General features: G+C 67.3%; 8 protein-coding genes. 5 read left to right on the forward strand and 3 right to left on the reverse strand.

Going from position 1 to position 13,825, the window contains the following annotated elements:
* The first annotated feature begins 121 nt into the window (after positions 1-121).
* Both leuA and AC07VL_RS11645 read left to right on the forward strand, forming a co-directional pair.
* Positions 122-1,828: a 2-isopropylmalate synthase gene (leuA, locus tag AC07VL_RS11640; protein ID WP_494805977.1), complete on the forward strand. Its 1,707-nt coding sequence runs from the start codon at positions 122-124 to the stop codon at positions 1,826-1,828.
* Positions 1,829-1,995: 167 nt separating this feature from the next.
* Complete coding sequence (locus tag AC07VL_RS11645) at positions 1,996-3,600, forward strand: methyl-accepting chemotaxis protein (RefSeq protein WP_494805978.1); 1,605 nt, start codon at positions 1,996-1,998, stop codon at positions 3,598-3,600.
* Positions 3,601-3,612: 12 nt separating this feature from the next.
* Here the strand turns inward: AC07VL_RS11645 and egtB are convergent, their stop codons facing one another.
* Positions 3,613-4,845, reverse strand: coding sequence for an ergothioneine biosynthesis protein EgtB (gene egtB, locus AC07VL_RS11650; RefSeq protein WP_494805979.1), 1,233 nt, complete (start codon positions 4,843-4,845; stop codon positions 3,613-3,615).
* 10 nt (positions 4,846-4,855) lie between these two features.
* Positions 4,856-5,848 carry an L-histidine N(alpha)-methyltransferase gene (gene egtD / locus AC07VL_RS11655; protein ID WP_494805980.1) on the reverse strand — a complete coding sequence of 331 codons (993 nt, stop codon included), beginning with the start codon at positions 5,846-5,848 and terminating at the stop codon, positions 4,856-4,858.
* A gap of 310 nt (positions 5,849-6,158) precedes the next feature.
* On the opposite strand from egtD, the gene AC07VL_RS11660 reads away from it, so the two are divergent.
* From AC07VL_RS11660 to AC07VL_RS11670, 3 genes are all read left to right on the forward strand, one after another.
* Entirely contained in the window at positions 6,159-6,851 is a 693-nt protein-coding gene (locus tag AC07VL_RS11660) for an ABC transporter ATP-binding protein (RefSeq protein WP_494805981.1), read from the forward strand.
* Between the two features lie 178 nt (positions 6,852-7,029).
* Positions 7,030-7,317, forward strand: a complete 288-nt coding sequence (locus AC07VL_RS11665) for a hypothetical protein (RefSeq protein WP_034786045.1) — start codon at positions 7,030-7,032, stop codon at positions 7,315-7,317.
* 289 nt (positions 7,318-7,606) lie between these two features.
* A complete protein-coding gene (locus AC07VL_RS11670; RefSeq protein ID WP_494805982.1) occupies positions 7,607-13,012 on the forward strand; it encodes a CHAT domain-containing protein in 5,406 nt (1,801 codons plus the stop codon).
* An 11-nt stretch (positions 13,013-13,023) separates the two neighbouring features.
* Here AC07VL_RS11670 and AC07VL_RS11675 read toward each other — a convergent pair whose 3' ends face one another.
* On the reverse strand, positions 13,024-13,788 hold the full coding sequence (locus tag AC07VL_RS11675) for a GNAT family N-acetyltransferase (RefSeq protein ID WP_494805983.1): 765 nt from the start codon (positions 13,786-13,788) through the stop codon (positions 13,024-13,026).
* Positions 13,789-13,825: the final 37 nt, after the last annotated feature.

The raw sequence follows: 13,825 nt of genomic DNA on the forward strand, positions 1-13,825 counted from the left end.
GCCGTTGCCGTGCTTTGCCTGCTAAAACTACCGATCGCTTGCCTGGCCTAGTGTTGCGTGGCCGCCCGGCAAGCTTGCGCCACAACCATTGATTTCCCCCTATCTTCAGGAGTACCCGATCATGATGTTGCAGAACCCAGCTTCCAAATACCGCGCCTTCCCTCCCGTCAAGTTGACCGACCGTCAATGGCCAAACCAGATCATCAGCAAGCCGCCCATCTGGATGAGCACCGACTTGCGCGACGGCAATCAGTCCTTGATCGAGCCGATGAGCGCGGAAAAGAAGCTGCGCTTCTTCGAGATGCTGATCGCCATCGGCCTGAAGGAAATCGAAGTGGGTTTCCCATCGGCATCGCAGACGGACTTCGACTTCGTGCGCAAGCTCGTCGATGAAGGTCGCATCCCGGACGACGTCACCATCATCGTGCTGACCCAGTCGCGCGAAGAACTGATACGCCGCACGGTGGAATCCGTCGTCGGCGCCAAGCGCGCCATCGTCCACCTGTACAACTCCGTGGCGCCCGTGTTCCGCAAGGTCGTGTTCGGCATGTCGCGCGAGGAAATCACGACTATCGCCACCACCGGCACCACCCTCGTGAAACAGCTGGTGGCGCAGCATCCGGAAACGGAATGGGGCTTCGAATACACGCCGGAATCGTTCTCCACCACAGAACTCGATTTCTCCAAGCATATCTGCGACGCCGTCAGCGCCATCTGGAAGCCGACGCCCGCCAACAAGATGATCATCAACCTGCCGTCGACCGTGGAATGCAGCACGCCCAACGTGTACGCAGACCAGATCGAATGGATGTCGCGCAAGCTGGCGCGCCGCGATTCCATCATCATCAGCGTGCACCCGCATAACGACCGCGGCACGGCCGTCGCCTCGGCCGAGCTGGCCGTGATGGCAGGCGCCGACCGCGTGGAAGGCTGCTTGTTCGGCAATGGCGAGCGCACGGGCAACGTCGACCTGGTGACGTTGGCGATGAACTTGTACACGCAAGGCGTGCACCCGGGCCTGGATTTCTCCGACATCGACACCGTGCGCAAATGCGTGGAAGAATGCAACCAGTTGCCCGTCCACCCGCGCCACCCGTATGCGGGCGACCTGGTCTTCACGGCCTTCTCCGGCTCGCACCAGGATGCCATCAAGAAAGGGTTCGCCAAGCAAGAAGCTGGCGCCATCTGGGAAGTGCCGTATTTGCCCATCGACCCGGCCGACCTGGGCCGCAGCTACGACGCCGTGATCCGCGTCAACAGCCAGTCCGGCAAGGGCGGCATGTCCTACCTGCTGGAACAGGAATACGGCCTGGTCTTGCCGCGCCGCCTGCAGATCGAATTCTCGCGCGCCGTGCAAGCCGTGGCCGACGCCACGGGCCGCGAAATCGCCGCGCAGGATATCCATGAAATCTTCCAGAAGGAATACCTGGAGCAGGTGGCGCCGTACGCCTACGCCTCGCACCGCATGGTGGAAGATACGAGCAGCGACGAATCCGTGCAGATCGACATCAGCCTGTCGCACCGCCAGGCGCCGCTGGCCCTGCAGGGCGGCGGCAACGGTCCCATCGATGCCTTCGTCAATGCGCTGGGCCTGGACATCAAGCTGATGGACTACCACGAGCATTCCATCGGCTCCGGCGCCAATGCCAAGGCCGCCTGCTACGTCGAGTTGCGCCTGGATAACGGCCCTACCCTGTTCGGTGCCGCCATCGACAGCAACATCGTCACCGCCTCGTTCAAGGCCGTGCTGTCGGCCGTGAACCGCCGCATCAAGCAGACGGAAGCCGAAAAAACAACAGCGGCCGACGTCGCTGCCAGCGCCGCCTGAGTCTTTTCGGCGCGCTCCATCGGGAGAAAAAGCGGTACGGCTTGATCGCCGTGCCGCTTTTTCATTTCTATCAGGCAATTAGTGGTGCAAATCAGGTATCGCCGGCCGTATAATCGTTTCATAACAAGACCAGCGGAGACAGAATATTAGCTACCGAGGGAATCAGTATGAAATTGACGGACATGAAGATAGGCGCGCGCCTGGGTGCGGGTTTTGGCGTGGTATTGCTGCTGATGGCGGTGCTGGTGGGCACAGGCCTGTTCCGGCTGGACAAGATCGGCGCCCTCAGCGACTCCATCATCGAACGCGACTGGGCCAAGGCCGACGCCATCGCCACCATCCGCAGCACCACCCGCTCGAACGCGGCTCTCGTGCTGGAACTGTTCATCCATGAAGATCCCGCCCGCGCCAGCGCCATCCATGCGGAAATCGATGCCAACAAGGCCACCATCACCGATGCGCTGGCCATCCTCGACCGCCTGGTCGTGCTGCCGGAAGGCAAGGAACTGCTGGCGACCCTGAAGCAGCAGCGCAAGGCCTATGTCGTGTCGTTCAGCGAGGCGGACAAGCTGCTGGGCGCGGGACAGCGCGCGCAAGCGGCCCTGCACGTGCGCGACGATACCCTGCCCGCCCTGACGCGCCTGCAGGCGACCGTGAATCGCCTGAATGACATCCAGCGTGGCGTCGTCGTCCAGGGCGGCCGGCAAATCCGCCAGAATATTTCCACGGCAAACGTGCTGATGACCAGCCTTGGCGCGGCCGCCTTGCTGCTGGGCGTGCTCTTTGCCTGGCGGGTCACGCGCTCGATCACCACGCCCGTCGCCTACGCCTTGCGCGTGGCGCAAGCCGTGGCCGCAGGCGACTTGAGCAGCAAGATCACGGCCGATGGCAAGGATGAAACGGCGCAGCTGCTGCACGCGCTGCGCGACATGAACGACAACCTGGCCACCCTGGTGGGGCAGGTGCGCAGCGGCACGGGCACGATCGCCGTGGCGTCGAGCGAGATTGCCAGCGGCAATGCCGACCTGTCCGCCCGCACGGAGGCCCAGGCCAGCGCGCTGGAAGAGACGGCATCGTCGATGATCGAGCTGACGGGCACCGTGCGCAGCAACAGCGACAACGCGCGTCAGGCCGACACCCTGGCCCGTTCGGCATCGGCCATCGCCCAGCGCGGCGGCACGGCCATGGCCCAGGTGGTCGACACCATGGATGCCATCAATGCGTCCTCGCGCAAGATCGTCGACATCATCGCCGTCATCGATGGCATCGCCTTCCAGACGAATATCCTGGCCCTGAATGCGGCCGTGGAAGCGGCGCGTGCCGGCGAACAGGGACGCGGCTTTGCCGTGGTGGCCACCGAAGTGCGCAACCTGGCGCACCGTTCCAGCCAGGCGGCGAAGGAAATCAAGGAACTCATTGCCGACTCCGTCAGCCGGGTCGGCCAGGGCGCGCAGCTGGTCAGCCAGGCGGGCGCCACGATGGATGAAGTGGTGGCCAGCGTGGGCCGGGTCAGCGCCATCGTCGGGGAAATCAGCGTCGCCAACCACGAGCAGAGCGAAGGCATCGAGCAGATCAATGCTGCCATCATGCAGATGGACCAGACGACGCAGCAGAACGCGGCCCTCGTCGAGCAGGCGGCCGCGGCGGCGGCAGCCATGCATGCACAGGCGGGTGAACTGGAAACCCTCGTCAGCCAGTTCACGCTGGAACAGAGCACTGGCGGCAAGGCAGCGCCCCGCCCTGCGGCGCCCGCCGTCCCGCGCCTGCACTAAGTTATTTCACCTTTATTCCACCTGGCGCGCCAGGCGGATGCCCGTAAATTGCCAGCGCGCCCCGGCCGGGAAGAAATTGCGGTAGCTGGCGCGCGCATGGCCGGGCGGCGTGGCGCACGAGGAGCCGCGCAGCACATACTGGTTCAGCATGAACTTGCCGTTGTATTCACCGAGCGCGCCGGGCGCCGGACGGTAGCCCGGATACGGCGCATAGCTGCTGCTGGTCCACTGCCAGCAGTGGCCGAACATTTGCCGCAGTCCCCCGCCCGGCGTGGCGGCGGACGGATGCAGCTGGCCGGTTTCCACGGCGATACCCTGCGCCGCCACTTCCCACTCCGCTTCCGTCGGCAGGCGGGCGCCCGCCCAGTGCGCATAGGCGTCCGCCTCGAACAGCGACAAATGGCTGGCCGGTGCCTGCAGGTCCAGCGGGCGCAAGCCCAATAACGTGAATTCCTGCCAGCGGCCGCCATCGTCGCGCTGCCAGTACAGCGGACACTGCAACTGCTGGCTGCGCACCCAGTCCCAGCCTTCGGCCAGCCACAGATGGGCCGTGCGGTAGCCGCCCGCCTCGATGAAGGCGAGATAGTCGCCATTCGTCACGAGCGCGCTGGCCAGCTGGAACGGGGCCACGTATTGCGGGTGGCGCGGCAATTCATTGTCGAAGCAAAAGCCGTCGCCCGCATGGCCGATCTGCGTCAGGCCGCCGTCGAAGGCAATCCAGGCAGGCGATGGCGCAGGCGTGGCAGTGCTGTCCGGCGCCCGATCCAGGTAAGCGGGAAACAAGGGACTCTGCGCCAGCAAATGCTTGACATCCGTCAACAGCAACTCCTGGTGCTGCTGTTCATGCTCGAGTCCCAGCGCCAGCAGCATGGTCAGGCGTTCGCGCTCGGGGCGCGCCAGTTCGCCTGCCAGCAGGCGGGCGACGCGCGCATCGACGTTGGCCCGGTAGGCGCGCACGACGTCCATGCCGGGCCGCGTCAGCAGGCCCCGCTGGGCGCGCGGGTGCTTCTCGCCCACGCCGTTGTAATACGAGTTGAACAGCACACGGAAGGCCGGGTGGAAGGGCGCGAAGCCCGCCTCCATGCTTTCCAGGATAAAGGTTTCAAAGAACCACGTGGTATGCGCCAGGTGCCATTTCACGGGACTGGCGTCCGGCATCGACTGGGCGCCGCAATCCTCGTCGGACAGGGGTTCGGCCAGCCGCAGCGAGTGCCGGCGCACGGTATGGTAATGATCGATCAGCATCTTTTCCTTCTTAATCCCGGATGGCTCTGGCATAAATGACGGCAAACCACTGCTGCGGGTCCGTCCAGACTTGCACCGTGGAAAACCCGGCCTGCTCCAGCAAGCCGACGAAGCCGGCCCGCGTATATTTATGGCTGTCTTCCGTATGGATGCGCTCGCCTTTCGCGAAGCGCCGCTCGCCGCCCTTCCAGTGGACGACTTGTTCGCGGCGCGCTTCCAGGTGCATCTCCACGCGGCTCTCGTCGGCGTTGAAAAAGCCGTGGTGCTGCCAGGCGCGCACGTCGAAATCGGCACCGATCAAGCCATTCACGTGGCGCAGCAGGTTCAGGTTGAAGGCGGCCGTGACGCCCAGCGCATCGTCATAGGCGGCGTCGAGGATGGCGCCCTCCTTGACCAGGTCGACGCCGATCAGCAGGCCCCCCTCGCCGTCGGAATTGGCGCGCAGGCGGCGCAGGAAGGCGATCGCTTGCTCCGGCGCAAAATTGCCGATCGACGAGCCGGGATAGAAAAACAACCGCCGCGCGTCGCGCACGCTGGCGGGCAAGTCCAGGCGGCTGGAAAAATCCAGGCCCAGGCCCGTCATCTCGATATGCGGAAAGCGCTGCTGCAGCCGGCCCAGCGATTCGCTGAGGAAATCATAGGAAATATCCACGGCCACGTATTGCGCCGGATGCAGCAGGGGAAACAGGCTGGCGGCCTTGGCGCAATTGCCCGCGCCCAGGTCGATCAGGGTGCTGCCCGCTCCCACCGCATGCGCGATCTCGGCGCCATGGCGGGCGAAGATGGCCGCCTCCGTGCGCGTCGGATAGTACTCGGGCAAGGCGCAGATGGCTTCGAACAGTTTCGAACCCAGCGCGTCGTACAGGTATTTGGGCGACGTCCAGGCCTGGCGCGCCAGCAGGCCGCTGCTGATTTCGGCTATCGTGGCAGGAGTGGCGCTGGCCGCTTCGGCGTTGCCGGCGGGATAGAAATCGGACAGATGCTGCGCGGGTGGCGTGGTCATGGGCTGGCGTCGTCTCTCTCGGTTCAAGGATGGCTTGCTTGGCTGGCATCTGGCGGACAGGCCCTGCCGCACAGCCTGGCGGGCACCTGAAGCGATGACTTTTTCCCATCATAGCGGAATCCGCGCAAGCCAGCCGTGCGGCAGGTAACTTAAGGTCAAACAGCCGGCGTGCACACAAAATTGGTATTGCCAAGCAAAAAGGACAAGCCTGTCGTATACTACACATTGCCGGCCAAACAATCCGCGCGCCATTGCAGTCCCCAGGCCCCCTCTCCCCCGCGTGCCTCCCTTTACGATCGCCGTTAACACCATGCTCGAATTGCGCCATCTGTCCAAGTCCTATGCCCATGCACGGCCCGTGCTGGCCAACCTGTCCTGCCGCTTCGAAGCGGGAGAATTCATCGCCATCATGGGCGATTCCGGCGTGGGCAAGTCGACCTTGCTGAACCTGATCGCCGGCCTCGATACGCCCGACGCGGGTGCCGAAGCGCACCCTATCCTGGTGGACGGCATCGCCATGTCCAGCCTCGATGACGCCGCCGCCACCCGGCTGCGTCGCGCCCGCATGGGCTTTATCTTCCAGGCCTTCCACGTCTTGCCGCACCTGACCCTGCTGCAAAACGTGGCCCTGCCGCTGCTGCTCAACGGCCTGCCCCAGCAGCGTGCCGCCAGCATGCTCGAGGCGGTCGGCCTGGGCGGACGCGGCGGCGACTTTCCGCAGCAGTTGTCGGGCGGCGAAATGCAGCGCGTGGCCATCGCCCGCGCGCTCGTGCACAAGCCGGCCCTGGTGCTGGCCGACGAGCCCACCGGCAACCTCGATCCGGACACGGCGCACGGCATCCTGCAATTGCTGCGCGCCGAGATCAAGGCCAACGGCAGTTGCGCCATCATGGTCACGCATTCGCTGGCCGCCGCTGAAATGGCGGACAGGACCATGATCCTGACGAAAACAGGATTACAAAATACAACAACCGTCAACCGAATTGATCAAACAATCAGTTAATTTTACTGACCATGTATCACAAGTTTTGTTATCGTAGTATTATTGAAAACACTTGCCTGGTTATCAATGTTGTAACGCGAATGTTGTCACGTCATCCGGACAGCCGTACTGCGATGACGAACTATAGCCGGGACCGCTTTACGGGTCCCGTCCCTTGCATAACCTGAAGGAGGAGTAAATGAACGTTCGGCAAAAGAAGCTGGAAATGATTGAAGCGATGAACCGGGCGCGCGCGCTCGAACCATCGAGTTTTGTGCCCAACAAGCTGCTCGATACCCTCATCGAGAAGATGAATCTGAAAAATGATGCGGAACTGTGCCGTGTACTGGAAGTCCAGCCCCCCATCATCAGCAAGATACGGCACGGCAAACTGTCGGTTGGTGCGACGATTTTATTGCGCATGCATGAAAAGTCGGACATCACCATCCGCGAACTGAAGGAATTGTCCGCCACGCCAGTCCATTGAAACATCACGCTGTTGTCTTGCCTTGCCAGGCACTCAGGTTCCCGGCGCCATGAACTTTTGCCATGAAATTCGCGTAGTTCTCTCACCGCAGAGCACCCGAGCACGATAGCGAAGAAGCCCAGCCCAAACCTTGCTGACCGTTTCTGCCGCCCTTGCCGCCACGCGCTTGCCCCTTCCTCTCCCGCCTTTCCGCCCTCCGGCCGCCATTTCACGCATCAACTTGATCTGACGCAACACGCCTTGCCCCGTCCCGTATCAAGGTCAGCTTTTAGCCCTTTTTTCCATCCGCATGCCCAGCGAGTCCCCTGCACCGGCCGCGCCGCCCGTGCTGCGCCTGACGCTCACGCGCGATCCCCTCGCCAGTTGCGGCGAGTGCCCCGCCGCGCCCGGCTGGCACGGCGAGAGCCACGTGCTGTCGGGCGCGCGCGGCATCGGCAGCTGCCGCGTGGCGCTCGACATCGGCCCGGCCGACGTGGTGCAGCTGCTGCTGAGCGATGGCGGCTCGCTGCTTGCAAGCAGCCTCGACTTGCCGCGCTACCTGGGTCCGGCCGCGCTGCCCCGCGATGGCGCGCCGCCCGCCATCGACGTGGGGCTGGCCCTGCGCCCGCAGGCGGCGCGGCCGCCGCCAGGCGCCAGCCGTGACGGCCTGGGGGCCTGGATGCTGCGCGCCGTGCGCGTCTACCGCAGCGGCGCGGGCGCCATGACGGCGCTGGCGGCGGCCGGCGCCTTCCAGGACCGCCAGCTGGAGCAGCGCCTGGGCCTGTACCGCTGCGGCATCGAAACGGGCGCCATGACGCAGGTCGCCAGCCTGCCGGCGGGGCCGGAACCCGTGCTGCTGCTGTTGCACGGCACGGCGTCGTCGACGCCGCGCAGCTTCGGCGGCCTGTGGCGCAACGGCCTGGCGCCGCAGTTGGCGGCGCAGTACGGCAACCGCATCTACTGCTACGAGCACCGCAGCCTCAGCGAAAGCCCCATCCACAACGCGCTGGCGCTCGTGCGCCAGCTGCCGCACGGCGCCGTGCTGCACCTGCTGGCCCACTCGCGCGGCGGCATGGTGGGCGAACTGCTGGCGCGCGCGCAGCGCATCGACAGCCGCGGCGCCGTTGACCTGGCCGGCGACGGCCTGGCGCGCATGAGCGAGAACACGGTGGGCGGCGAAGCGTTCAACAGCCACGATATCGAGCATTTCACGGCCCAGGCGCAGCTGTGCGGACGCGCCGGCCACGCCGAGGACGCGGCGCGCCTGCGCGAGCTGAGCATGGAGCTGAAGACGCGCGCCATCCGCGTCGCCCGCTTCGTGCGCGTGGCCTGTCCCGCGCGCGGCACCACCCTGATGTCCGGGCGCCTGGACCGCTGGGCCAGCGTGATGCTCAAGCTGCTGCAGGGCGCGGCGCCGGGCGACACGCCGGACGGCGCCCTCGCCTTCCTGCTGGCCGTGGTGCAGCAGCGCTGCGATGCGCGCATCCTGCCCGGACTCGAGGCGATGATGCCCGACTCGCCCCTGGTGGCCCTGCTCAATGCGCCCGATGTGCGCGTGGCCAGCCCCCTGCACGTGCTGGCGGGCGATTGCAGCGGCGACAGCCTGCTGGGCTGGCTGGGCGACTGCCTCGGCGACATGTTCTATGGCGGGCAGAGCGACCTGGTGGTCAATTGCGCCTCGATGGCGGGCGGCGCCATGCGCAGCACGCCCGTGCGCCAGCTGCTGCTGCGCGGGCCGCAGGTGCACCACCTGAACTACTTCGAGCGCGCGCCCTCCGGCGCGGCTGCCGTGCAGGCGCTGGCGGGCGACGATGCGGCCTGGCTGCCGCTGGCCGGCATGGAGCACGGCATGCTGGCGCGCGGCGGAGAAGTGCCGAAACGGCGCGAGCAGGCGCCCATCGTGCTGCTGCTGCCCGACATCATGGGCAGCCATCTGCAGGTGGGCAGCAACCGCATCTGGTTCGACCCCGTCAACCTCGTGGAAGGCCGCATCGAACGCCTGGCCGTGGGCCAGCCGCACATCGTCAGCGCCGGCTGGCTCGAATCGAGCTACGAACCGTTCGCCCGCTTTCTCGCGCAAAGCCAGGAAGTGCGGCCCTTTACCTACGACTGGCGTTTGTCGCTGCAGGACTCCGGCGCGGCCTTCCTGCCCGTGCTCGACGCGGCCATGCATGACGCGCAGCAGCGCGGCCAGCCGCTGCGCATCCTGGCCCACGGCATGGGCGGGCTGGTGGCGCGCCTGGCCCTGAAGGACCGCTGGCAGCGCTTCGGCGCCATCGCCGGCAGCCGCCTGCTGCAGGTGGGAACGGCCAACCAGGGCAGCCACGCCATGGTGCAGGTGCTGCTGGGACGCGATCCGCTGGTGCGCATGCTGGCCAGCTGGATCGCCTGGAAGCATACGCGGCGCCAGTTTCTCGGCTTCGTGCGCGCCTTCCCCGGCGTGCTGGAAATGCTGCCCTGGCCGCAGGCGGGCGGCGCCATCGACTACTTCGACGCGCAGGCCTGGGCCAGGCTGGCGGCCGGCGACCCGCACGCCGGCCTGCCCGGCGGCTGGCAGGCGCCCGAGGCGGAGGCGCTGGCCGCGGCGCGCGCCACGGCGGCCCTGCTGGCCGGCGCCCCGCTGGAGGCGCGGCACTGCAGCTACCTGGCCGGCTGCGCCGACACGCCGGTGGCGCTGCGCCTGCACGGCGGCGGCATCGAAGTGGCCTGGACCCCCGATGGCGACGGGCGCACGCCGTGGCAAGGCGCGATTCCCGCCGGCGTCAACGCCTGCTACCTGCCCGTGGCGCATGGCGACCTGCTGCTGCAAAAAGAGCATTACCCGGCCATCGCGCAGCTGCTCGACACGGGCCAGGGCGGGCCGCTGCCGCAGCATCCGCCGCACGCGCCTGGCGCCGCCCCGCCCCGCTTCCGGCCCCACGCGCCCGACGCGCCGCCGCTGTACCCGCAGCCGCAGGAGCTGCTCGACGCGGCCATCGGCGCCGCGCGCCCCGCCGTCGCGCCCGAGCGGCGCGCGCCGGGACTGGGCATTGCCGTCATCCACGGCAGCATGGCCTCGGCCGACGCCCCCGTCATGAGCGGCTGCTACGCCTACGAATCGCTGCGCGGCAGCATGAGCTTTCTCGACCGCCTGCTGGCGGGCAAGCTGCAGGAAATCCACGCGCTCGGGCGCTTTCCGCAGCGCCCCGATTCCGCGCTGGTGGTGCTGCAGCCCGATGCGGCGCGGCGCCCCGGCGGCGCCATCGTCATCGGCCTGGGCCCGCTGGGCGATCTGACGCCGGGCGAACTGGCGCGGGCGTTTGCCGGCGGGCTGCTCGAATACGCGTGCGTCTGCCTGCAGGTGCGCGCCGCCGGCCACCTGGCCGCGCCGCCAACGGGCGAACACGGCCTGCGCGTGGCCAGCCTGCTGTCCGGTTCCGGCTACGGCGGCTTGAGCATCGCCCTGTGCGCGCGGGCCCTGATCGACGGCGCGCGCAGCGCCAACCGGCGCCTGGAAGACGCGGGCATGGCTTGCCGCATCGGCCATATCGCCATCTACGAGCAGTCCGAGGCGCGCGCCATCGCCGCCGCCATGGCCATCGAGGAAATCCTGGCCGAAGCGCGCTACCAGGACAGCTTCACGTTCGAGCAGCGCATCCGCCACAGCCCTGGCGGCTACCGGCGCATCCTGCCCATCCTGAGCGGCGACAATGGCTGGCGCCGCGTGCAGATCGTCGCCGCCGATCTCTCCGGCGCCCTGCGCTTCACGCTGCTGACGGACCGCGCCCACAACAGCGTCGACGAGGAGCCGAACCAGCGGCAGGCCGTCGATGGCCTGATCATGGATGCCACCGACAACACCACCGACCAGCCGGGCCTGTCGCGCGCGCTGTATGAGCTGATGCTGCCCAACGGCCTGAAGGCGGCCATCCCCGAGATGCGCGGCCTGATCCTGGCCGTCGACCAGAGCGCCGCCATCTACCCGTGGGAACTGATGCGCGACGAGGCCGACGGCGAGGAAAGCCCCCTGTCGACGCGCATCGGCATGGTGCGCCAGCTGGCCAGCCTGCGCGAACAGCCGCCCGCCACCAGCCCGCCCGGCAGCAACGTGCTGGTGATCGGCGACACCGATTCCGGCCTGTCCGAACTGCCCGCCGCCCAGGCCGAGGCGCAGGACGTGGCGCGCATGTTCGGCGCGTACGGCTACCAGGTGCGCGAGCTGCTGCGGCCCCAGGCCCAGCGCGTGCTGGTGCACCTGTTCGACGAGCGCTATTTCGCCATCCACCTGGCCGGCCACGGCGAGGTGGCCGGCCCCGGCATCGCCCACACGGGGCTGGTGCTGGGGCCGAAGACGCGCCTGACGGCGGCGCAGGTAAGCAAGCTGAAACGCGTGCCGCAATTCGTCTTCATCAACTGCTGCCACCTGGGCGACATGCGCCCGGACGCCATCGCACCCTGGTCCAAGCTGGCCGCCAGCCTGGCCACGGCCTTCATCGAAATGGGCTCGCAGGCGGTGATCGCGGCCGGCTGGCGCATCGACGACCAGGCGGCCAGCATCTTCGCGCACAGCTTTTATCACGCCATGCTGAGCGGCGAATATTTCGGCGATGCCGTGCGCCTGGCGCGCGAGGCCGCGTACGTGCAGTTCCCCGCCTCGAACACCTGGGGCGCCTACCAGGCGTATGGCGACGACCATTACCGCTTCCCGAACACGCAAAGCCGCCCCTGGCAGGCGCCCGACTACCACTACCACGGCCATTTGCTGGCCGACCTGGAAACCCTGCACGCGCGCCTGGCGGGCGCCGATGCGGCGCGCCGCGCGGCCATCGGGGAAAAGCTGGGCAGCATCGAGGAAGCCGTGCGCGCGCGCTTCTTCGGCTGCGCCGACATCCGCGAAAACATGGCCGCCACGCGGGCCGGCCTGGGTGGGCTGGACAACACCCTGCGCGCCATCGAACATTACCGGGCGGCGCACAGCGCGGCCGACGGCAAGGTGGCCCTGCGCACGCTGGCCCATTGCGCGGAACTGGAGATACGCCAGGGCGCGGCCCTGTGCGGCGTGTATGGCGGCGCCGGCATCGACGTGCCGGCCGCGTGCGACCCGGCGCAGGGCCAGCAGCTGATGCAGGACGGCAAACGGCATATCGACCTGCTGGTGGCGCTGGCGCCCACGGCGCAGCGCCTGGCGCTGCTGGGGCGCTACTGGGCCCTGCAGGCGCGCCTGGCCTGCCGCGCGGGCAGCGCGCCCGGGCAAGCGCTGCGGGCCATGAGCGACGCCTGCCTGGCGGCGCTGGAAGAGGCGCGGCTGCGTAGCGGCGTGGCCGACTGCGACCTCATTTTCCAGGTGCTGGCGGGCGCCCTGCTGCTGAAAGCGCACAACGATGACAGCGCCTGGCAGGCGCTGCATCCGCAGCTGGGCGACCTGCTGCACGACGCCATGGCCTACGCGCAGCAGCGCCATGCGGACGAACACCGCGCCATCGACGCCGGCGCCCCCGTGCGCGCCGCCCTGCTGGCGGCCCTGTGGGACGCGCAGGACGGCGTGCCCTTCGATGCCGCCGCGCGCCAGGCCTTCCTGGCCCTGTACCATGACGCCGTGCGGCGCCACGGCAGCATCGGCGAACCGGAAGCGATCACCGTGCCCTTGCGCTTCCTGCTCGAACTGCTGCCGCCGGAGGGCGCGGAAAGCGGCTTGCGCAGCGCCGTGCAGGCGCTGGTCAGCGCGCTACCGCCGTGAGCGGACGCGCCTCAGTTGCCCGGCACGACCCCGTAATGGCGCGCATAGCGTTCATCCAGATTCGCCAGCGGCATCATCATGAACATGTCGGCGCTTTCGAAATCAGGATCCCAGGCCGGTTCGCCGCAAATCCACGCGCCCGAGCGCAGGTAGCCCTTGATCAGCGGCGGCACCTGCGGCTTGTGCGCCGCTTCCACCTGGTGGATGGGGAAAGGCAGGTGCGGCGTGACGCGATATTCGCTGGGGGCCATGTGCTTTTCGGCCAGCGCCTGGTACACGGCGACGGCATTGTGGCCGCCATCGGCCAGGCTGATGCTGGCGCAGCCCACCAGGTAGTCGCAGCGCTCGCGGCGCATGTACTCGGCCAGGCCGGACCACAGCAGCATGATCACGCTGCCGCCCCGGTACTTCGGATGGATGCAGGCGCGGCCCGCTTCGACCATGCGGCCGCGCAGGTTGTTCAGGCGGCTCAGGTCGAATTCATTTTCTGAGTACAGGCGGCCGATCTTGGCGGCCTTGGCCGCGCTCAGCACGCGGTAGGTGCCCACCACTTTCAGGGTGTCGGCATCGCGCACGATCAGGTGGTCGCAATGCGCGTCGAATTCATCGCTGTCGAGGCCATCGGCATTGGCCAGCGAGCTCAATCCCATGGTCTCGATAAACACCTTGTAGCGCAGACGCTGCACTTCACGCAACTCGGCGGCCGTGCTGGCCTGGCTCAGCACCAGTTGGACCGGCCGGGACTTGACTTCGTTTGACGCGCTTATGTTTTGCATGGTTTCATCCCCCTGTGATCAAGACGACTCCAGCGTA

This window comes from Janthinobacterium sp. GW821-FHT03C08 (genome assembly GCF_059420905.1).